At 57.0% G+C, this 20,570-nt stretch carries 24 protein-coding genes and 1 other RNA gene; 19 read left to right on the forward strand and 6 right to left on the reverse strand.

Annotation, left to right across the window (positions count from 1 at the left end; all coding sequences use genetic code 11):
* Nucleotides 1-4: 4 nt before the first annotated feature.
* From H8274_RS03895 to H8274_RS03985, 19 genes are all read left to right on the forward strand, one after another.
* Nucleotides 5-1,741, forward strand: coding sequence for a TadA family conjugal transfer-associated ATPase (locus H8274_RS03895; protein ID WP_338067692.1), 1,737 nt, complete (start codon nucleotides 5-7; stop codon nucleotides 1,739-1,741).
* Between the two features lie 3 nt (nucleotides 1,742-1,744).
* On the forward strand, nucleotides 1,745-2,632 hold the full coding sequence (locus H8274_RS03900; RefSeq protein WP_185933880.1) for a type II secretion system F family protein: 888 nt from the start codon (nucleotides 1,745-1,747) through the stop codon (nucleotides 2,630-2,632).
* The gene (locus tag H8274_RS03905) at nucleotides 2,629-3,492 is read left to right on the forward strand and encodes a type II secretion system F family protein (RefSeq protein WP_185933881.1); all 864 of its coding nucleotides are present in this window, start codon (nucleotides 2,629-2,631) and stop codon (nucleotides 3,490-3,492) included. Before H8274_RS03900 ends, H8274_RS03905 begins: the two co-directional genes overlap by 4 nt.
* An 86-nt stretch (nucleotides 3,493-3,578) precedes the next feature.
* A complete protein-coding gene (locus H8274_RS03910; protein ID WP_049619407.1) occupies nucleotides 3,579-3,803 on the forward strand; it encodes a hypothetical protein in 225 nt (74 codons plus the stop codon).
* 217 nt (nucleotides 3,804-4,020) lie between these two features.
* Complete coding sequence (locus H8274_RS03915; protein WP_185933882.1) at nucleotides 4,021-4,563, forward strand: TadE family protein; 543 nt, start codon at nucleotides 4,021-4,023, stop codon at nucleotides 4,561-4,563.
* Nucleotides 4,564-4,604: 41 nt separating this feature from the next.
* Nucleotides 4,605-5,069 (forward strand): pilus assembly protein, encoded by a 465-nt coding sequence (locus tag H8274_RS03920; RefSeq protein ID WP_185933883.1) that lies wholly within the window; start codon nucleotides 4,605-4,607, stop codon nucleotides 5,067-5,069.
* A 113-nt stretch (nucleotides 5,070-5,182) separates the two neighbouring features.
* Entirely contained in the window at nucleotides 5,183-5,827 is a 645-nt protein-coding gene (locus tag H8274_RS03925) for a hypothetical protein (RefSeq protein ID WP_185933884.1), read from the forward strand.
* A gap of 287 nt (nucleotides 5,828-6,114) precedes the next feature.
* Nucleotides 6,115-7,251 (forward strand): peptide chain release factor 2, encoded by a 1,137-nt coding sequence (prfB, locus tag H8274_RS03930; protein WP_185933885.1) that lies wholly within the window; start codon nucleotides 6,115-6,117, stop codon nucleotides 7,249-7,251.
* An 82-nt stretch (nucleotides 7,252-7,333) separates the two neighbouring features.
* Nucleotides 7,334-8,026 (forward strand): cell division ATP-binding protein FtsE, encoded by a 693-nt coding sequence (ftsE, locus tag H8274_RS03935; RefSeq protein ID WP_049619302.1) that lies wholly within the window; start codon nucleotides 7,334-7,336, stop codon nucleotides 8,024-8,026.
* Nucleotides 8,026-8,940: a permease-like cell division protein FtsX gene (gene ftsX, locus H8274_RS03940; protein ID WP_049619303.1), complete on the forward strand. Its 915-nt coding sequence runs from the start codon at nucleotides 8,026-8,028 to the stop codon at nucleotides 8,938-8,940. The genes ftsE and ftsX overlap by 1 nt, the downstream gene beginning before the upstream one ends.
* A gap of 95 nt (nucleotides 8,941-9,035) precedes the next feature.
* A complete protein-coding gene (locus H8274_RS09875; RefSeq protein WP_276330073.1) occupies nucleotides 9,036-10,376 on the forward strand; it encodes a M23 family metallopeptidase in 1,341 nt (446 codons plus the stop codon).
* A gap of 52 nt (nucleotides 10,377-10,428) precedes the next feature.
* Nucleotides 10,429-11,316 carry an ABC transporter permease gene (locus H8274_RS03950; RefSeq protein ID WP_185933886.1) on the forward strand — a complete coding sequence of 296 codons (888 nt, stop codon included), beginning with the start codon at nucleotides 10,429-10,431 and terminating at the stop codon, nucleotides 11,314-11,316.
* A 247-nt stretch (nucleotides 11,317-11,563) separates the two neighbouring features.
* Nucleotides 11,564-12,094: an SsrA-binding protein SmpB gene (gene smpB, locus H8274_RS03955; protein ID WP_049619306.1), complete on the forward strand. Its 531-nt coding sequence runs from the start codon at nucleotides 11,564-11,566 to the stop codon at nucleotides 12,092-12,094.
* Between the two features lie 213 nt (nucleotides 12,095-12,307).
* Nucleotides 12,308-12,685, forward strand: a transfer-messenger RNA (tmRNA) gene (gene ssrA, locus H8274_RS03960).
* Nucleotides 12,686-12,905: 220 nt separating this feature from the next.
* Nucleotides 12,906-14,063 carry a tyrosine-type recombinase/integrase gene (locus H8274_RS03965; protein WP_185933887.1) on the forward strand — a complete coding sequence of 386 codons (1,158 nt, stop codon included), beginning with the start codon at nucleotides 12,906-12,908 and terminating at the stop codon, nucleotides 14,061-14,063.
* Nucleotides 14,064-14,327, forward strand: a complete 264-nt coding sequence (locus H8274_RS03970; protein ID WP_185933888.1) for a hypothetical protein — start codon at nucleotides 14,064-14,066, stop codon at nucleotides 14,325-14,327.
* Nucleotides 14,328-14,434: 107 nt separating this feature from the next.
* On the forward strand, nucleotides 14,435-14,953 hold the full coding sequence (locus tag H8274_RS03975) for a hypothetical protein (RefSeq protein ID WP_185933889.1): 519 nt from the start codon (nucleotides 14,435-14,437) through the stop codon (nucleotides 14,951-14,953).
* A gap of 101 nt (nucleotides 14,954-15,054) precedes the next feature.
* Complete coding sequence (locus H8274_RS03980; RefSeq protein WP_185933501.1) at nucleotides 15,055-15,867, forward strand: hypothetical protein; 813 nt, start codon at nucleotides 15,055-15,057, stop codon at nucleotides 15,865-15,867.
* A 72-nt stretch (nucleotides 15,868-15,939) separates the two neighbouring features.
* Entirely contained in the window at nucleotides 15,940-16,287 is a 348-nt protein-coding gene (locus H8274_RS03985) for a helix-turn-helix domain-containing protein (RefSeq protein ID WP_185933500.1), read from the forward strand.
* Nucleotides 16,288-16,864: 577 nt separating this feature from the next.
* Here the strand turns inward: H8274_RS03985 and H8274_RS03990 are convergent.
* The 6 genes from H8274_RS03990 to H8274_RS04015 form a co-directional block, all read right to left on the reverse strand.
* Nucleotides 16,865-17,455, reverse strand: a complete 591-nt coding sequence (locus H8274_RS03990) for a hypothetical protein (protein ID WP_185933890.1) — start codon at nucleotides 17,453-17,455, stop codon at nucleotides 16,865-16,867.
* Between the two features lie 22 nt (nucleotides 17,456-17,477).
* Nucleotides 17,478-17,897: a hypothetical protein gene (locus H8274_RS03995; RefSeq protein ID WP_185933891.1), complete on the reverse strand. Its 420-nt coding sequence runs from the start codon at nucleotides 17,895-17,897 to the stop codon at nucleotides 17,478-17,480.
* Nucleotides 17,898-17,913: 16 nt separating this feature from the next.
* On the reverse strand, nucleotides 17,914-18,906 hold the full coding sequence (locus H8274_RS04000) for a peptidoglycan recognition protein family protein (RefSeq protein ID WP_185933892.1): 993 nt from the start codon (nucleotides 18,904-18,906) through the stop codon (nucleotides 17,914-17,916).
* Between the two features lie 140 nt (nucleotides 18,907-19,046).
* Nucleotides 19,047-19,310 (reverse strand): hypothetical protein, encoded by a 264-nt coding sequence (locus H8274_RS04005; RefSeq protein ID WP_185933893.1) that lies wholly within the window; start codon nucleotides 19,308-19,310, stop codon nucleotides 19,047-19,049.
* A 33-nt stretch (nucleotides 19,311-19,343) separates the two neighbouring features.
* Nucleotides 19,344-19,862 (reverse strand): hypothetical protein, encoded by a 519-nt coding sequence (locus tag H8274_RS04010; RefSeq protein ID WP_185933894.1) that lies wholly within the window; start codon nucleotides 19,860-19,862, stop codon nucleotides 19,344-19,346.
* A 53-nt stretch (nucleotides 19,863-19,915) separates the two neighbouring features.
* Nucleotides 19,916-20,569, reverse strand: a complete 654-nt coding sequence (locus H8274_RS04015) for a hypothetical protein (protein WP_185933895.1) — start codon at nucleotides 20,567-20,569, stop codon at nucleotides 19,916-19,918.
* Nucleotide 20,570: the final 1 nt, after the last annotated feature.

Below are 20,570 nucleotides of genomic sequence, written 5' to 3' on the forward strand. Positions count from 1 at the left end.
CGCCGTGCAAAAAGCACAGGCACCAGGTTTGAAAGGCACGCCGCCGCCGGCACGCGAGAAGGTAGCACGCTACGCGGGGCCGGGCGGAAGGGGCGACGCCGCACCAGCGGCACCGCACCGTACCGGACCAGCGGGGCAAATGTCAGACAGCACGCGGGAAAAACGAAGCCGCACTTGGCAAACAGAAAGCCGCGCGCAGAAAACAGAAAGCCGCGCGCAGAAAACAGAAAGCCGCGCGCAGAAAACAGAAAGCCGCGCGCAGAAAACAGAAAGCCGCGCGCAGAAAACAGAAAGCCGCGCACAGAAAACAGAAAGCCGCGCGCAGAAAACACCGAGCACCGCGGATGCGCAAGTACAAATCGAGGCGAAGGTACGCGGATATGTACGCGAACGCGGGCTGGACCCAAACCGCCAACCGGCCCTTTTTGACCGGTTGATTGGGGAGGCAATTAGTGCCTACGAGGAAGAAACCACGCGAAGTGGGGGCGCGCGCCTTGCCGAGCCCGCTCAGGTACATGCCCAAGTGCGGGCTGCGATTGGCGGCTACGGCCCTTTGCAACCTTTGTTTGACGATCCGGAAGTGGAAGAAATCTGGATTGATACGCCTTCTACGGTTTTTGTTTCGCGAGGTGGGCGGGCCGAACTAACCAATATTGTGTTGACGGATTCGCAGGTGACCGACCTGGTGGAACGCATGTTGCGGGCGTCAGGGCGCCGCGTGGACTACTCTTCGCCTTTTGTGGACGCCCAGCTGGCAGGTGGGGAACGGTTGCACGTGGTGATCCCGGATATTACGCGGGAACATTGGGCCGTCAATATTCGTAAATATGTGGTGCGGGCCCGCCACTTGCGTGATTTGGTGGCTAAAAAATCGCTTACCGGGCAGGCCGCGAACTTTTTAGAAGCGGCAATTAAATCCGGTTTGAACGTGATCGTTTCCGGTACTACCGGGGCGGGCAAAACCACGTTTTTGCGGGCTTTGCTAGGGGCTGCGGACGCGGGGGAGCGGATTATTTCTGCGGAAGAAGTTTTCGAACTTGGCTTGGAACATCGCGACACCGTGGCTATGCAAACCCGCCCGCCGTCTTTGGAAGGGCGTGGGGAAGTAACTTTGCGGCGTTTGGTGCGCGAGGCGTTGCGGATGCGGCCCGGGCGGCTCGTAATTGGGGAGGTGCGCGGGGCGGAAGCTTTCGACCTGCTCATTGCTCTGAACTCGGGGATCCCCGGGGCGTGCACGATCCACGCCAACTCGGCGCGGGAAGCATTACTCAAGCTCTGCACCTTGCCTTTGTTGACCGGCGAGAACGTGACTTCGGAGTTCGTGGTTCCCACGGTGGCAGCCACGATCGACGTCGTTGTGCATCTCAGTATCGACCGGGCTGGGAAGCGCGAAGTTGCGGAAATTTTAGGAGTGCCGGGCCGGGTAGAAAGTGGCGTGATCCAAGCGGTTTCGCTATTTGGCCGCAACCGGGGTGGGGCTTTGCGGTTACGGACGAGCGAAGTGCCACGCCCGGAACTATTCCAACGTGCCGGTTACGACCTGCACCAACTCTTGCACCAGGAGGCGCCCCATCTTTCCCACCAGGAGGTACCCAGTTCGCGCCAGTGGAAGCAAACCGGAAGGCGAAGGCGAAACAGCGAAAGCGTACCGCAAAGCGGTAAGAGCGTAGTGCCCGGTGCGGCGCGTAATTGGGAGAGCCCGAGCTCGGCGCGAAACCCGGAAAAGCAGGGGAAGGAGTAGCCGGTGGGTATTGCGATTGGGGCGGCGGCCGGGCTCGGTATTTTTCTGGTTTTATGGGCGTCAGCGGCGTCAGTTATAGAACCGAAAACAATCTCGCCCGAAAAGATTCAGCACCGCCGGGCGCGCCGCAAAGCTTTTGCACAAGGATTGGGAGCCGGGATAGCTAGCGGCCTGCTAGCAATTTTGGTGATTGGCAATTTGCCGGTAGCGGGCGCGATTGCGGTTTTGGGTGCATTTTTGCCGCGCGTTTTCCGGAACTCGCGGCAGCGCAAAGCCCGGGCTGAGGGTCGCGAAATATGGCCAGAAGTGTTGGATTCGATTGTTTCGCGGCTGCGGGCCGGGTTGAGCGTGGGGCAAGCTTTGGCCGGTTTGAGCACTTCGGGTGGGGGCGCGCTGACCAGGCATTTTGAAGTGTTTGCGGAAGAATTGCAGGCAACCGGTAGGCTCGGCCCTTCCCTTGACCGGCTCAAAAACTCCTTGGGTGATCCGGTAGCGGACCGGATTATCGAATCGATACGTATTTCCGCGCGCCTGGGCGGGCACGATTTGGCAAAAACATTGGAGTCTTTAGCCGTTTCAATGCGGGCAGAAAATCGTGCGCGCGGCGAACTGCTTGCCCGCCAATCTTGGACGGTAAACGGGGCCCGTATCGCCGCGGTTTCCCCGTGGATAGTGCTAGCTTTGCTCGCCACCCGGCCCGGCACGGTAGAAGCTTTCCGAAGCAGCACCGGAACTCTAATTCTTTTGGGCGGGTTAGTGGCCAGCTTGGTTGCTTACGGATTGATGCTTAGGTTGGGCCGCCTGCCGGAAGAAAAACGCGTCTTTGCCGGCCCCGAAACTGGGTTTGAGTCCGCGCCCAAGCATATTCCCGGAAAGGAAGTAACGTCATGATTGCTTATCTTGCGGGAGGTGTGGGCGGAGCCGGCTTGTGTTTCCTAGCCTGGTGGCTGTTTTATCCCGGGCCGAGCCTTTCCGCCCGCGTCTTGCCCTACACCGAAGATGGGTGGACGCCGCGGCACCGCGCTTTACCGCTAACCCGCGCGCTTCTACGCGTTTTCGACCAGATCGGTTCCACGGCCGCTTCCGTACACCGCCGCACCTATTGTTTGGGTACTTTGAGCTACCGCGATTTCCGGGTCCGGCAGATCGAAGCGAGCAGCGCCGGGTTCGTAGCCGGTTGCCTTTTGGGAGCAAGCGCCCTGCGCCGCGGCGTACCACCGCTCATCGCGCTCATTTTTCCCGTATTTGCGGCCCTCGTGGGAGCCGCGCTCACCGACTATTGGTTGAGCCGCACCCTTTCCCGGCGCGACGCCGTCATTACCGGCGAGCTGCCCGATGTGGCCCAAATTCTTTCCCTCGCCGTCGGCGCTGGAGAATCGGCACTAAGCGCCTTCGAATACGTATGCCGGCTGGGAAACGGGCCACTCGCCGCCGAACTGCGCCGCACCGTGGCAGCCGTGCACGCCGGGGATTCTTTCGAACAAGCCTTAGCAGGCCTGCAAGAACGAGTGCACAACCCCGCAATCGAAAGATTTTGCGATGCCCTGCGCATCAGCTTGGAACAAGGCAGCCCGCTCGCTAACACTTTGCGGGTCCAAGCCGAAGACGCCCGCGAATACCAACGCCGGGAACTGCTCGAAAAAGGCGGCAAACAAGAAATCGCCATGATGGCACCCGTAGTTTTCCTCATTTTGCCGATAACCATTATTTTCGCCCTCTACCCGGGTATCTCCTCGCTCAACATGTGGTAGCGGGGAAGTGGCAGACCGCAAGCCTTGTGCTCAGGCTCGCCACAACCAAACGCAAACCGAAAAACAAAAATGCAGAAAGGCAAATCATGAAAAACACCGCGAACACCCCAACCTTGCACACCGGATTTCTTACCGGCCCCGGGGCTGCACCCGGTAACCGCCACGAGACGGAAGCCGGAGACGTGCCCGGCTGGGTGATGGTCACCCTTATGACGGTTGCCCTAGTTATCGCAATCTGGGCGGTTGCCGGGCCCGCTCTGGTTGACATCGTCAAAAGCGCTCTTTCCCGCCTAACTAATACCATCAACTAAGCCCCGCCACGGGAACCAACTAAGCCCCGGCGCAGGCATCAACTAGCCTCGCCGCGGGTATCAACTAAGCCTCGCCGCGGGTATTAACTAAGCCTCGCCGCGGGCATTAATTAAGTACCAGGGCGCGCATCAAATAAGTCCCAGCGCTAGCAAGGGGGAAATAGAAGCAAAGAAAAACCCAGAAACCATTTGAATCACAACCAGAACAGGAGGAAACATGCGTGCAAAACCGCGACCCCAAGCCCGCATCAACAACCTTGCAAAACCCTCCCGGGAGCATCCTGGCAGGGGGTCCTCCGGCAAGGTCCTCTCCGGTAAGGAGCCCTTTGCCAAGGAGCCCTGCGCCAAGAGGCCCTTCGATAAGGAGTTCTTTGCCAAGGGCTCCTTTGGGCCGGCAGCTTCGGGCGGAGAACAGGGTTCGGCGGTCGTAGGTTTTGCCATGCTTGCCGGCGCTATTATTTTCCTCTTCTTAGCACTTGCATATATCGGTGCGCATGTGTGGATACAACGCCAAGCTAATGACGCCGCCCTGCGAGCCGCCCGCACCATAGCTGTGGATAACTCTCCACACTCCATAGAGCTCGCTCGCCAGCAGCTTGCCCGCGATTTGCCGCAATGTGCCTGCAAGCTGGAAGCAAAACTGCAACAACAAGGCGGGCTGGCACAGGTAGAAGCGCAAATTAGCGGCGAAATATACATGTTCGGGCCCGCCGGCCAGCCACTGCGAGCAACCGCCCACGCCCTCGTCGAATGGCAATAACAGAAAGGAAAACCCATGCGCAACAAGGAAGGAGGGCACATATGAACCAAAACGGAAATGCTGCGGGGCGCGAAAACATCACGGAACTCGGAAACGAAAACACCACCGAGCGTGGAAACGTGATTGTAGAAGCCGTAGGTGCCATGACGATTTTTGGGGTCTCACTTATCGTATTGGCGCTTGCGGCGGCGTCGATTTTTAGTGCGAGTAGTGCGGCCACGACGGCGGCGCGGGAAGCTGCGCGAGCATTCGTGCAAGCGCGAGATACGGCCACGGCGGAGCGGCGGGCGGCGAGTGTGGCTGCGCAGGCTTTGGCAGATCAAGGCGTGGAAAGTAACGGCGGCATATCGGTGCAATGCTCAGATAATCCATGTTTGACGCCAGGGGCTACCGTCACGATTTCTGTTCACGCCCGCGCTCCCATTCCGTATTTCGGTACGGCGGTGCAAATCACCCGGAGCAATTCCATGTTGGTTGACCGCTATCGGCAAATGCCCGCGAGCTAAAACTGGTACCGGTTTTAGCAGTAACGGAGAGGGAACAGGGGAATAAGGAAATAGTGAGTAAAGAGTGTTGACCAAAGAGTAACTAGTAATGAGTAGGAGGGGAGGAACCGGAGGTGAAAAATATACGCAAGAAAAGACGCCGATTGGCGCAACCGGTGTGGCTGATGTTCTTGCGCCGGCGGCGGCCGCGGGTGCAATTGCGGCAGCTGCGGCAGCACGGGCGGCATCTGCGGCTGCAACGGCCGCGGCGGCAGTCGCAGCTACGGCATCGGCCGCCTTCGCGAACTTGGTTGCTACCGTTTGCCGAAGGTTCCGGCCGGGCTGATGCGGAAGGCGGGGAGCGCGGGAATCTTTTGGTGTTGGGCCTGGGAATGTGGCTCGTGGCTTTCGCGGTAATTATTGGCCTGGCCGGAGTGGGTGGGCTATATGTGGCCCGCCAAGATTTGCTGGCCCGGGCTGATTCTTTGGCGCTCAGCGCGGCTAATTCAATCAACGATGCGGCCTATTATTTGCCGCACGGCACTATCGGTCCGGAACCGAGTGGCGGCCGGGTAGTTACATCTGGCAGGTTACGGCCCGCGGAAACGGAGGTGTGGAAAATTGCGCGCGCCGGGGCAGGAGAAGCACAAGTAGTTGCTCCCACCGGGGTGGAGGGCAACGGCGTCGTCGTAACTTTGGAGAAACCCGCAACCGTACCCCTTTTCGAATTCACCGTGACGCTGCAAGCCACCGCCCGCGCCGAACTTCACCTTGGATAGCAGCACCGAGCGCGGGCTTGACCAGCAGCACCAAACCACGTGACTTTAAGCCGCGTAGCAGCGCTGCTTCGTGCCGAGCCGTTTCGGGCTAGTACTTTTCTGGCGGGGTACGCGTAACTCCCGGCATGCATCTGCTCGCGTATCTGCTCAGGCGCCTACCTGCTCGTCAACCTGCGCGCCTACCTGCTCGCCTACATATGCACCTGTTTGCGCACCTACCCGCCTACCCCTATTAGCCGCATTACTTGCCACAAAATCAGGCGCGGCGGTGGGGTAGCCTGGAACGCGTGGCAAGCGAGTATGCAGAAAGTATTGAAAAACTCCGCGCGGTTCTCACGCAGGTGGAGGCAGTTACTGACCCCGCGAAACTGCGGGAACAAATAGCGCAACTTACCCGCGAATCGAGCGCTCCGGATCTGTGGGATGATCCGGAACACGCGCAAGCGGTGACCTCGCGGCTCAGCCACGTGCAAGGCGAACTAGCGAAACTAACCGCGATGGAGAATCGCATTGACGATATCGAAGCGCTCCTCGAAATCGCGGAAGAAGAAGCGGAAACCGACGCCGCATCCGCGAAAGCTATTTACGCAGATTTGCGCACGGAAATTAATGACGTCGAAAAAGAGCTCGATGACCTGCATATTCGTACCCTGCTTTCCGGAAAATACGATGAGCGAGAAGCGGTGGTTACGATCCGTGCGGGTGCGGGAGGCGTAGACGCCGCCGACTTTACGCAAATGCTACAAAGAATGTATTTACGTTGGGCGGCGCATCACGGATATGCCACGAAAGTGCTCGATACGTCTTATGCGGAAGAAGCGGGCATAAAATCCACGACCTTCGAGGTAAAAGCACCCTACGCGTACGGCACGCTTTCCGTGGAAGCAGGAACGCATCGTTTGGTTCGCATCTCGCCCTTCGATAATCAAAGCCGGCGGCAAACTTCTTTTGCCGCGGTGGAAGTAATCCCCGTTATTGAACAAACCGACCATATTGAGGTTCCCGATTCGGAAATTCGGGTAGATGTTTTCCGTTCTTCCGGCCCGGGCGGGCAGTCCGTGAACACCACCGATTCGGCCGTGCGAATCACGCATATTCCTACCGGAATCGTGGTTTCTATGCAGGATGAAAAATCGCAGATCCAAAACCGGGCGGCGGCAATGCGGGTGTTGCAGTCGCGGTTGCTGCTCCTGAAACAGCAAGAAGAAGAAGCGGAAAAGAAGGAACTGCGCGGCGATATTAAAGCCTCCTGGGGAGACCAGATGCGTTCCTATGTACTGCAGCCGTACCAAATGGTAAAAGACCTGCGCACCGGGTATGAGACGGGGAACACGGATGCGGTGTTCGACGGCGAAATTGATGGCTTCATTGAGGCCGGAATTCGGTGGCGGGCCACTGGCGAAACACACGAAGGAGAACAATAACGGGAAATGCGGCGCGCCGCCGCGCGAATTCCAGTTGAGTTTCGTAGGGTAAGCGCGAAACGTCTCGAGCTAGGCAACTTATATGATCAGATTCAGTAACGTAACGAAGTTGTACCAGAAGGGTGCGAAACCCGCACTCGACGGGGTCAACTTGAACATCAACCGAGGGGAATTCGTATTCCTGGTAGGCCCTTCGGGCTCCGGAAAATCCACGATGCTTTCGCTCATTATTGTGCAGGAGCGGCCTACCGCCGGGCACGTGGAAGTCTTGGGGAAAGATCTTTCGCAGGTCTCCCAGCGGCGCGTACCTTTCTTGCGCCGCCAGATTGGCACCGTGTTCCAAGATTTCCGTTTGCTCATGGATAAGAACGTGTATGACAATGTGGCGCTCGCCCTGCAAGTAATTGGGGCGCCGCGGCACCGGATCAAAACCGAAGTGCCGGAAGTTCTTTCTATGGTTGGCCTAGACGGGAAAGAAAAACGGCGCATCCATGAACTTTCTGGTGGGGAGCAGCAGCGTGTAGCCATTGCCCGCGCGATGGTAAACCATCCGGAAATCCTCCTCGCAGACGAACCAACCGGAAACTTGGATAACAACACCGGGCTTTCGATTATGCGGCTCCTGGATCGTATTAATCGGCAGGGAACCACGGTTATTATGGCTACCCACGATTCGGCGATTGTGAATCAGATGCGCAAGCGCGTGATCGAACTTTCGAACGGGGTAGTGGTCCGCGATCAAGACCGTGGCGTGTACGGAGGGGTCCAAAACTAATGCGTTTCCGCTTTATTATTTCGCAGACCTTTAAGGGCCTAGTTGGCAATAAAGCCATGACGGCTTCCGTTATGCTCGTGACTTTCGTTTCCCTGCTGTTCGTGGGAGCGGGGGCGCTTTTGCAAACCCAGATTTCCAATCTGAAAGACGAATGGTATGACAAAGTAGAAGTCTCCGTTTTCATGTGCCCGCGCAATGGCGTGACCGAAGCTTGCGCGGCCGGAGAAGCCACCCAGGAACAAATTGACGATATTGATGCTTATCTGAAGACCCCCGAAATGCAGGCCTACGTAGAAAACGTTATGTTTGAAACGAAGGAACAGGCGCTGCAAAACTATCGGGAACAGATGCGGGATACCGCCTGGACGGAAGATATTACCGCTGATCAAATGCAGGTTTCCTTCCGCATTAAGCTCAAGGATCCGCAGCAGTACCAGGTGGTGGCCGATCAGCTTTCCGGCCGGCCCGGGGTAGAAGTGGTACGCGACCAACGCGAACAGTTAGAACCGATTTTTGCGGTAATGAATAGGTTTACCGTGGTGGCTGGTTTGTTGGCTGGGGTCATGATCCTCACGGCCTTGCTACTAATCCCGACGACGATTCGCCTTTCCGCGATGTCACGCGCCACGGAAACGGGGATTATGCGCCTGGTGGGAGCTTCAAACTTCTTCATTGAATTACCGTTTGTGCTGGAAGGTGCTATCGCAGCCCTAATGGGATCACTGCTCTCCGTGGGCGGTTTATTTTTGGTAGCAAAATTCTTCCTCGAAGACTGGATCGGCGCCGCTTTGCCGTGGATGAAAATCGTGGGCACCGCCGATGTGTGGATACTCGCCCCCTGGCTAATAATCGGCGCGGTGCTGGTGGCAGGCTTTGCCTCCTGGCTCTCTTTGCGCCGGTATGTGCGGGTATAAGTTTGCGGTAGATAACAGTGTGGATAGCAGTAGATAAATAAGGGGCTCGGGGCCCGGCAGTTCATATAATCCGGAGAAGGAGGATTGAATAAAGGGTGACACGGCGAAAGCTCATGCCGCTAGCTGCGGGTTTGGTTCTGGCTTTGACCTTGGTGCAAACAACTGCCCAAGGCTCAGATCGTGACGATTTGGTCCGGCAAAAAGAGCAACAGACCCAGCAAATGGAATCCATTCAATCCGAACTGGAAGGTGTGGACGTTAACCTGCAAAAGGTGTACATGGATTTGCAGGAAACTCGGGGAAAGCTTCCGGGCGCCCAAGCTGAACTGGCAAATGCGCAAGCAGAAGTAGCCACAGCCCAGCGTGAACAGGAAGCGGTAGGGGCCCGCCTGGACGCTGCCCAAGGGGAACTGGAAACGATTGGCACGGAGATAAAAGCGGGGGAGGAGAAGCTCGCCCAAACCCGCGATCAGATTGGGGAAATCGCCCGCGCCCAATACCGGGGTGAAACCACGCCTTCTACGGTAGAGCTCCTGGTGGGCTCCCAATCTTCCGAAGATTTTTTGACTGCCTTTGCTGCGAACGAGACCGCGCAACGCGTCCAGTCGGTCACCTTGACCGAGGTTTCGCAAACGACGGCGAGTAACCGTATGCGCCAGCAACGCCAGACTGCCGTGGAATCGGAAATCGGGGAATTGAAAGCCCAGGCCGATCAAGCTTTGGCCGATAAAAAACAGAAAGAACAGGCGGCTACCGAAAAGAAACAGGCTCTAGATGAACTGGAAGCTTCGATTTCTGATCAGCAAAAAGCCTTGGAAGGGCAAAAGGACGCTTTCCAAGCTTCTCTAAACCAGATGGCTGCCGACCGTGATTCCACGGCCGCGCAAATCGCGGCTATCGACGCCGAAAATGCGCGCAAGGCAGCTGAAGAAGCACGCCAGCGGCAAGCTGCTGCGGCAGCCCCGCGGAGCGGCGGAGGTGGCGGTGGCGGTGGCCGCGGAGGTAGCGCGCCGAATACCGGCCAGCAGATTATCCCGCCAATTTCCGGCCCGCTCTACGTGACCTCGCCCTTCGGGTGGAGAATCTATCCCTTCGATGGGCAGCGTTGGTTCCACAACGGTGTTGATTTGCGTTCCGCGTGCGGAAATCCGCAATTTGCGGCCAGTGATGGAACGGTTTCGGCGGTGCGCCCGGCCGCGGGCAATGGCACCCACGGAAACCAGGTGATCCTCAATTTGGGCAATATCAACGGTTCGAGTTACGTGGCCGTGTACAACCATCTTTCCGGTTTCAATGTAAGCGTTGGCCAGCGGGTTTCGCGCGGCGATATTATCGGCTGGACGGGCCAAACCGGCATGGTGACCGGCTGCCACGTACATTTCGAAATTTGGAAAGACGGCCAGGTTATCGACCCCATGACGCTCCCCGGGTTCTAGAATTGAAAGGTCCGGGTAAGCAAGGTTCGCTTCGGGAATGAGGGCTCACATTATGGCAACTGAGGAAAAAAGCCAATTCGCTACGGCTCCACAGGGCCCGGCGTCCGAATCTGGCAGAACTGAAAAAGGGGCGGAAGATCCGGCGTCGTACGCGGCCACCAACGCTAACCTTAACGCGGCGGCGTTCCCGGCCAAAACGGCAGCTACCGGGCAGGAAAGTAGCGGCGGGCGGCAAGTTTTGCGGCCGACGTCGATAATCTCGGCAGGTGCGCGCGGGAAAGAAAACGAAACCGCGGCAAATACTGGGGAACCGGGCAAGACGCCCGGCGGAAAAACTGCGAATAAACTTGGCAAGACTGCGCGCAAGTCAATTTTCGGGCGCCCGGGGAAATCAGCCGGGAAGCAGCCTGCAGGTAAGCAAGCCACCAGTAAACCGGCTTCTGGGGGAGCTTCTGGGGAAACGGCTTCTGGGGGAGCTACGAAAGCAGCGTGGGATAAGGCTGCCGGTACGAAAACTGGGAGCACAGCAGCTGCGGTGCGTGAGTCGAATGGCTGGTGGGAGATTCTTACCGGCGCCTTGGCGATTGTGCTCGCCTGGTTCGTGTGGGATCGGGCGAAGCTAGTGGATTCGCCATATTCTACCGGGACGCTGTTCTTCTCTTTGGGGTTGGCGGTTTCCGTGGTTTTGCTGCTAATCCGGCGCATGTTGGGTTCGCGGCAGGTGCGGCGAACTCTAGCGCTAATCGGCCTGGCGGTATCGATTGCGGCTTTTGTGCTCGGGCTGATTTTCGCTTTTACGGCTTCCACCGATCAAGCAGCCACGCAGTATTTCTTTAGCACGCATCTGCTGGATGTTACCGCACCGGCAATCGTGGACCTAATATTTGTGTTCGTATTTCTTTGGTTCTCCTTCCGGGACAACCGGGCCACTCGCGAATAACACCGCTGGGAAACGCGCAACTAGTGGAACGTGCAACCGGAGGAAACGCACAACCCCGCAACTATACAGGCGAGGGAGCGCGTAACCAGGGAATGCACAAACGGGAAACGCGCAACCAGTGAAACGCGCAACTTGGGAACGGCGCAACCTGGGGAACTCGCAACCAGGGAAACGCGCCCGGGGGATCGTTCACGCTAACGGGTACGATAGGCGCTCAGTACGGTAGCGAAGAGAGAAGGGAGATGAGATGGCTAAAAAGCGAGGGAAGCTTTCGGCAGGAGAGAAAGCGAAGGCAGCGGCAGACGCGAAGCAGGTGATTGCCCGCAACCGCAAGGCTCGGCACGATTATTTTATTGAGGACACTTACGAGGCCGGGCTTTCCCTGGCAGGCACGGAAGTCAAGGCACTTCGCATGGGCCGCGCCTCGATTACAGAAGCGTGGGTGGAAATCGACGAAGACCTGCAAGCTTGGGCGCATGGCATCAATATTCCGGTGTATGCGATGGCCTCGTGGACGAATCACGCGCCAACCCGGAAACGGCGGCTGTTGTTACACAAGCGCGAGATTGCCAAGCTTGCGCAGGCGGCAGACCGGAAGGGCTACACCATTGTGCCCTTGGAACTGTATTTCATTCGCGGGATCGCCAAGCTGGAAATCGCCGTGGCTCGCGGTAAACAAGAATGGGATAAGCGCGAAACCATTAAGCGGCGAGAAGCTGATCGGGAAGCAGAACGCGCAATGAGCGCGGCCCGACGCCGTGAAGGGCTCGTCAGGTAGCGTGGCTGTTAGTGCCGCGGGAACCTAGGGGAGCATTAGAAACGATCAGTTTGCGCAATCACCGGTGTTGCGAAGAAGCCTGGTGGCGCGAAAACACCGGAGTAAGTAGGGGCCTGACCTGGTAGGGCTGGCATAAGTAGAACAGATCAGCTATACTGTTATACCCGAGAAGTTCTGGGTTAGTGATTTCTCGGGTTGGTTCATAACCGCATAGGGGATGATCGGTTTCGACGGTGGTAGTTAGTTGGAGGGAAGCGGGTCGAGGAGGCAGGGTCCACTCGATAACGATCTCTGCAAACCAATAGGTGCCAACAAGAACAAGAGCACCGATTTCGCCCTCGCTGCCTAAGATAGCGAGCTTCGAAATCTGTCGGCCTTAGCGTAGCTTTCCGCTAGGGGTCCGGCATCGTTTAGAAAGCCACTGGGTGGCGGGCCTGCTACGGGTTCGTCTCCGACATTTAGTAGATAGGTTCGTCAGGGCCTGGTTCGCGTGGAACCCTGGAGCCGAAAATAACTAGCAAGCGAACTGCACCCGGAGAAGTCTTCAGTAGGTACCATCGGACCGGGGTTCGATTCCCCGCATCTCCACCAGGGCCGCTTCCTCATTTCGAGGGAGCGGCTTTTTCATGCGGTTTACGGCGAGACTACGCGGAAAACTCGGGGTAAACACCCAGTTCGTGAATATGCTTCTATATTGCTCTATGCACGCCTGTGTAGCATAGTGAGGGATACATTCCGGGACACAAGCAGGGATACATAATTCGAAAGTAACCCCGCCCCGAAAACATGCCAAGGCAAGGAGGCCCGCCAAATGAGGAAAGCGGAGAGAAGCGATTTCGGCAGCATCATAACGCGCAGAGGGAAACATATCGGCCGCTACCGTGTCAAAGGCCGCACCTACTACACCCCCACCCGCACCACAAAAACCGCCGTACGCAAAGACCTGTCAATCATTCAAACCTCGATCGAGGCGGGTACTTGGGAGCCGGGCGCGAAGCCGGCCGGTAGCGGGAAAATCACCACCCCCACCAAACAGCGACACACGACTACCCTCGCGCAGTGGTTTGAAACCTGGACGGAAGAGCTAGATACGGCTATGGAGAATGGGCTGCGGTCCCCTAATACGGTGCGGTCCTACCTCTCCCAGTGGCGGGCGCATATCCTTCCCAAACTTGGACCAGACACGCCCATAAACGAGGTCACGGAAGAGGACCTGGCGGATCTATGGAAGCAGGTGCTGAGCATGCGTGCACGCACCACCGCCAGCAACGTCATACGGTCCCTATCTGCAGGTTTTACCGCGGCTCATAAAGCTGGCGTGCTAGAGAAGATTCCAGCCATCCCGGAGGGGTCGCTGGCAAAACCTGGCCCGGTCACCGATGATGCTAGGGTCACTTACACCGCCGCGCAGCTAGACACGCTAATAGGCGCGGCGGCTCCAGAATACCGGGCAGCTATCGCCCTCGGTTCATATGGTTGCCTGCGTTCTGGGGAAATCGCGGCGCTGCGCCGCAACGATATTACCGAGAAGGGAACGCGGGTGCGTGTGGATGAGGCTACGAAGCGGGGCCCGAGCGGGAAAATCACTGCTGGCCCGCCAAAATCTCGCGCCGGATATCGCACAATCACCCTCCCAGATAATGCCGCGGAAATCGTCGTGGAGCATTTGCGAGTGTTTACGCCCGCGCCACCGAACTCGCTACTCTGGCGGGGCCCGCTAGGAGCGGAATATATTTCCACTAAAACCTTGCTGCGTGCGTATCGCGCGGCTTGCGAGAAGGCAGGGTTACCGGTTGGCCGGTTTCATGATTTGCGGCATTCGGGGCTTACGCTTTATGGCCGGGCGGGGGCTACCTTGGCGGATCTTATGGCCAGGGCAGGCCACTCGGACGTAAACACAGTAATGATTTACCAGCATTCGAGTAGGGACCGGGATTGCGAACTAGCGGCCCGAATGGCCGAAGGATAAGTGCGCAAGACATTTAGGATGTTTAAAGGAAGGAAGGAGTTTGTGATGGTGCGAGATGATGCGGTGCTTGGCGAGATTGAGGCGCTGGCGGTCGAGTTGAGGGAAGCGGAAGCGGCATATTCGCGGCTTTTAGAGGAACGTGCGGAATTGTTTCGTAGGGCGCGAGGGGAGGGGTTTTTGTCGCGTGAGATTGCCGAGCGGGCGGGCGTTTCGCGGCAGGTGGTGGAGCGAGCGGTAGGGAGGATCACCAAGAAGGGTGAGTGACGCACATCTCACGCAACCAGTGTTGCGTAAAGTGGGGGTAGACGATAGACTATAACCACAAGGCAAGGAAAAGAATCCTAGCCCACAACCGGGAAGGAACCCGAAAAATGGAACTCGTAATTACTACCGACACTTGGAAGCTCGAATTCGAAGACGGCGAAATCTGGACGCAGGGAACCTTCGAACCCGAAGTTGACCTCAACAGTGAAGCCTGGGATTTCTTCGACCAGATCACTGAACGCGTAGGCGAGATGAGCGACCTCGAACTCGTAAACCTCGGAGAAGATGCCTACGTCAGCGACGATGCGAAAATCATGAGCTGGAAAGTCTGGGTCATCATCGAACGCTACGGTATCAAAATCGATCGCGATGGCGAAACCTGGGTGATTACCGACAAATACGGGAACACGCTAGAAACCGGCGAGTTTGATCCGGAAATCGACATTCCCGCTGAAAAAATCGGCATTATTAACCCTGAGAAAATCAACTTTATCGACCTTGACGAGGTTACCGAGCGGATCGCCCAGCTAAGCGGCATGAAACTCGTCAACGATAGCATCTACGCCGGCTCTTACAGCACTTCTTTCGGACCCTGGTTCGTCTGGGACGTACTAGAAGTACTCTAGAAAAAATTGGTCACGAGGGGAGGGGCCGGAAAAAGACTCCTCCCCTCATCCCCCCCCCCCCTCAAAAAAATTTCGAAACACAAGCAAGAAAAGGCAAAACAATGGAACTTGCAACCCGTAATCTCACCGAAAACGACCTACTTGATACCGATTACTGGATGGAAAATTTTCTTCCGCGACTCACTCCGGTAGTGATCGGCAAGGGCCGGGCGGCCCGCCTCGAGTTCATTAATACCTTGATCCACGGCGGTGAGTGCGATCTTGACTATTTACGCGAAATCACCGCGCCGTACACGAAACTTTTCCCAGATGTAGACCCCGCCGCGCTCATCTACATCGAGGACTTAGGCGGCGCTGAAGAACAACTACTTTCTAAGCTTTTCGGGAAGAAAGTACGCCTCTACTCCGATAGGGTGCACGGCAATGTAATCACCGAGGTTACTGAAGAGATGGATGCCGAAAACCGTGAAAAGGTATTCCGCCATGAAATGCAAGTAGATCCCCGCAAGGCCATTACTCAACCCTATACGGCCGCATATCAGGCACTCACCCTAGCCGACGACATCAGATATGTAGTTTTCGAAGTGTTTACCGACGACCTTCCTCACCCGCACTTCGAAATACCCGAATACTTGAAAGACGGATATAATTACCTTAACGAGAATTTCTACCGGTGCGTAGACGCCTACCGCGAGAGCGAAGAAAATGGCGATCAAGTAGCAGAAGAACTGCGAGCAGAAGCATACGAACGCGCGTTTTCCTTCGATAGATTAGACTGGTATGGCCCTAGTGGCTGGGGGTCAAAAGACCCCGAAGGTGTGGAATATGAAGTAGGCACGGTTAGCGACATATGCGGGTGGTCGCTTGGCCGTAATACCAATTGGCGATACTACGAAGAGCCAGTATGGGATTAACCCAATTCTACCGGAGGGGTTCACTCTAGGGCGGGCCCCTCCACTCATATTCACCCCTGGAAGGTGGCACTCATGGAAAAACCTGAAGACTTACCCGAAATGACCGGGTTAGAGTTTGCGGCTATTCGGCATCGCATGAATCTCAGCCCCATAGACCTAGCCAAGATTTTGGACGTGACCACGCGGGCGGTGCGTAGGTGGGAAGCTGACGGGGCGGATATTCCCCCTGGGGTGCTAGAACAGCTACACGCCCTGGATGAAAAACACGCGGCGCTGGCACGCGAGTTGGCTTCAACTCCTGGTGTGGCGAGTGTTCGCCGCGACCCAACCCTGTACCGGGCACTTCCACGAAAATGGTATGTTTCCGCGTTAGCGCGAGCCATGGAAGGCAACCCTGACTTGCGAGCCGATTGGACATAGACGCGGCATAATGGGCTAAGGAAGATTTGACTCCACTGGTGTTTTCACCTCGACTTTTCGGCGTGTTAGGGCCGTTTTCCCAGTGCTTTCCAGTGGTTTCATTTTCTTCAGTTTGAAACAACTGTGAAAGCACTGGCGAAGTGGCGGTATCTCGCCGAATACTCTCATTATCTTTTCCAGTGATTTCAGTGCATTCACTGCCCCCGGGTAGCCTCCACACTCCACTAGCAGGAAAATCTACCTGCTTGTATTGCGCTCCTATCCTTTTCAAGGCCCGCCAAACCGTAGTAGACGACGTACCAAACTCTTCACGGGCAACATGACCGGTTCCGCTACCCGCCTTCGGTGGGAGTGCAGGGCCGGTCCCTTCGCTTTTGGGCACAAAAAATGGGGGTGTCAGCCAGGCCTAAGCCTAAACTGACACCCCTTTTTGTTTGCCCCCGCACATGCGGGGAAAATGCGCATGATATGAGGCACGCGCCTTACCCAACCGCGAATACGCGTTTTGGGTTACCCCCGCAAGCGCGGGGAATACACCCTACAATACCCGGCTCGGGCACGGTGCGCAAGGGCCGGTTTATCCGATCATTTCCCAACCGGTCCCGCCCGGCCGCCATGGCGCGCCCTCGATCAGGCACCTCCACAAACGCCCATCACACCGAACTAAGCCGCCCTTCGGGTAGAAACCTCCATCGAGCCAGTAGGGGGCGGTTTCAGGCGTGGCATGGGCACTAGCCTGTTCCGCCCGGGTAATCGCCTCACGGGCCTTACGCTCAGCCAGGCCTTCGCGGCGTTTGTCCTCGTTCATGACGGCCTGACGGACCCGCTCCAGGCCGGGCGCGGAAAGAATCGCCAAATTGGGCGGTAGTTCATCGAGGAACTTTGTTTCTTCCTTCGAAGGTTCCGGTACTTCCACGCCTTCGGTAGATGCCCAACCGGGGGCGTATACGGTTGCTCCTTCGGGGGCGCCCGGGTAGAGCACCGGCTCTATTACTTCTGCCGGGGCGGGGTCTCCGATCGGGTCACCGGTGGGGTTACCCTCCGGGTCACCGGTAGGTTCATAAGGTTCATAAGGTTCGCCAATCGGCTTTTCATCGCTCTCAATCGGCTTTTCATCGCTCGGGATGAACTCGGTTTTTTCCGTTACTGGCACTACTTTTTCTTCCATCTCATCTTCCTTCCTGTGAGGGTTAGTTTTCTGCCGCGCGGCGGCCTGACGGCTTTCCGGCCTCAAGGTTTCCCGTAGCAACCGCGGTATTTTCCTCGCTAGTGTCTTCCACGCTTGCAAGCCGCCCCACATTCCCGGCCGGGGTAGCCGCGTGTACGCCGCTACCATCTACCTCCGACACAGTTCCGTTTTCTGGTTTGATTTTCGAGGCAGTCGCCGCCACGCCGCTCGCCGAAAGACCGGCCAAAATGCCGGCGGTTACCCAATCCTGCACGGCGGCAAGGTCAAACCCGGCTAGCGCACCGTTAGCCACCACGCCCAAAACCAGGGCCGTGAGTAGGGTCCATGCGCCCCGTATTTCCGGAAAGTATTGTTTCAGGCACTGGGTTACTGCGAGGACCCCCGCCGCTGAAGCCACAAATTCCAACGTAATTTGATCCACCTGTTAGCCTCCTTGTTTAGCTGGCTTGCTGAAGCCAGTGCTGTAGCGCCTTCACGGTCATTGGCCCGAAATCGCCGTCTACCTCGCGCGGGCTACCATCAAGCGCCTGCGTGTAATGACCACGATCGCGAAGATAAAGCTGCAAGGCCTTCACCGTCATTGGCCCAAACTCGCCATCGACTACGCGCCGGGTCCCATCGATCTTTTCCGTGTAGTAGCCGCGGTCCTGTAGCCACCGCTGGAGGGCTTTGACGGTTTGCCCACCAAAATCACCATCAACCTCGCGCGGGGTGCCGTCGAGTTTCTGCGTGTAGTAGCCCTTATCGCGAAGAAGTAGCTGTAGGCCTTTTACGGTCATCGGGCCTAGATCGCCGTCAATGACGCGTTGTACGCCGTCTACGCGGCCCGTGTAATACCCACCAGCACTAGCCGCCGGGGCCTGTGCAGGGGCCGCGCTCGCGGCCGGGGCCGGGGTAGCCCCGGTGGAGAGAGACGCCCGGAAGGCGGCCATATCAATCGAGGGGCAAACCGGCTTACGGCTAGCCGGCTTGCAAATCTCCTTATGCCCTAGCACTGAGGAATACGGAATGCCGTAGGCGTCGGCGAGTGCTTTCACGCCGCGCCGATATGAATCCAGCTGGACATCCGGCCATGGCTCGCTACCGGAGTTTTCTGCTTCCACACCGATCGCGTAGAAATTATTTTGGGCGCGGGTCCAGGTCGCGCCCGTATGCCACGCCACGCCGCTGGCAATCACGTACCACCGGCCCGATCTACCTAGACCGAGCTGAGCGAGTGGACCGGAAAGGCCCGGCCGGCCGTCTCGTACGGTGCTCAAGCTCGGATAATCTGAGCTATTCCGTGATGCCGCCGGGCCGGCCGTATGGTGCATGACAATCGTTTTAGGGGTAGTGGGGAAATCAGCGTGCCCGCGATTGCGCCACCCGTCCACTTCGGTTACTTCGAGGCCCGCGCCGCGAAGAATGTCCGCTAAGTTGGTGAGTCTCATTATGTTTGTGTCCTTTCGATAGTGAGAAATCGTGAGAAATAGTGAGAAATAGTGAGAAAAAAAGGGGGTAGCGTTTTGCGATCCCCTTCCCACAACATCCCCACAGCTTCACACATGGGGAAGATGTGGTTATGTTGGTGTTATGTTGAAGTCTCCAGCCAGGCCGGTACCGCAGGTAGGCTCTTTTCCCTCACCCCCGCCCGTAGGGCCGCATTACGAAGTTCCCAATATGCGCCCTCGGTTCGCCATGCGAGCCGCTCCGTATCACGCGCAACCTTGACCGGCGAAGGTTGTGCCTTCTTTTCTGCCTTACGGGCCGCGATTGCATCCAAAAATGATTTGGCTATCACCCCGCCACAGCAGGAAACGATAGCTAATATTAATTGTGAGTAGAATTCTGCCACAACCCTCCCTCCGTATTCGCCAAAAAGAATGTTTTATGCGGCTTGCATGCCCCCGGGGTTTTGCGCCGCCCGTAGCTGGGAAGCGATGGTTAGGTATGCGGCGCGTTCGCGTTCTGCTTCCTCACGCGCGGCCCGTACGTCTTGCGGTTCAGCCCGGCCCTTCATCTGGAAAGAAACCTGAGCATACCTACACGCGAAAAACAGGACGACAAGCACGATCGGTACGATTGCTCGGGCTTGTGGCAAATCGAGCGAAGACCTTAATACCGCGAGGCCGATCCCGTACACGGACCACCCGCATCCGCATAGGGCCGCGGCGACTAGCTCGAAGGGTTTTACTTTTCCGCCCCACGCGGTGACCGCTCCCAGTAGCCCGCCCGCGGCTAGGCACACCACGCTGATTGCGCGGAATGTTAGGGCCATGTCGTTTACGAGCGTGGCGGCCATACCGAGCGAAATAATATAAGCCGCAACCATTAATAGGGTTACGGCTATGGGTTCTGCTATTGACCTGCGAAAACGTTCCCACAGGCCGCGTATTTTTACCACCACAAGACCCCCTTCATTTTTCCTAAATTTCTCTTCATATTTTTTTGGAAAACCTATTATGCGGGGGCCAATAGGACAGCGGACAAATCCCCGCCGTTAATGCCCAAAGTGTCGGCCATGTTCTGGTAAAGCCATACTGAAATACGAGTCCCGGCCGATTGGTATTTCTGAAAATTAACAACCAGCTGATCTTCTCCAGAAGTAGATGTACGGTAAGCGAATCCGTCACTGCCTACCCGGATTTCCAGAAGCGTACGATGTTCGGGATTGCTTGATACCGATGTGACGAGCCGGGCGCGCGTATTGATTGCCCATATCCCGCTCTCTGGGAGCGTGAGAGTCACATTATCGGCCGATAGCTTGAAATCGCCACGAACCCGAACCGGCGCATTAAGCCCGATATTCTGCCACTTATTACGTGGAATATTAGTCTGATACATGGACCCGTCCCAGATGGTCCGCCGGCCCCCGATCCACTCCAGGCCAACAGTCTTTTCATAGGCCGCGTAGATCGACCTTTCCGGGGTTACTGAGAAAAATAGGGGGAATGTGGCCGCGGGCGCTGAGGAAACAATTTTTTGCGCCTCAGCCACTGAGTTGACCGGAATAAACGCATGTACAGAATTAGAAAATGCCGTGAATGCGGCGACTATATCCGCCGGATCCCCATACTCCGGAATAGTATGTTTAAGAACAGTTTGTGTAGCCATA

The sequence above is a fragment of the Actinobaculum suis genome (assembly GCF_900618115.1).
Classification (GTDB): Bacteria; Actinomycetota; Actinomycetes; order Actinomycetales; family Actinomycetaceae; genus Actinobaculum; species Actinobaculum suis.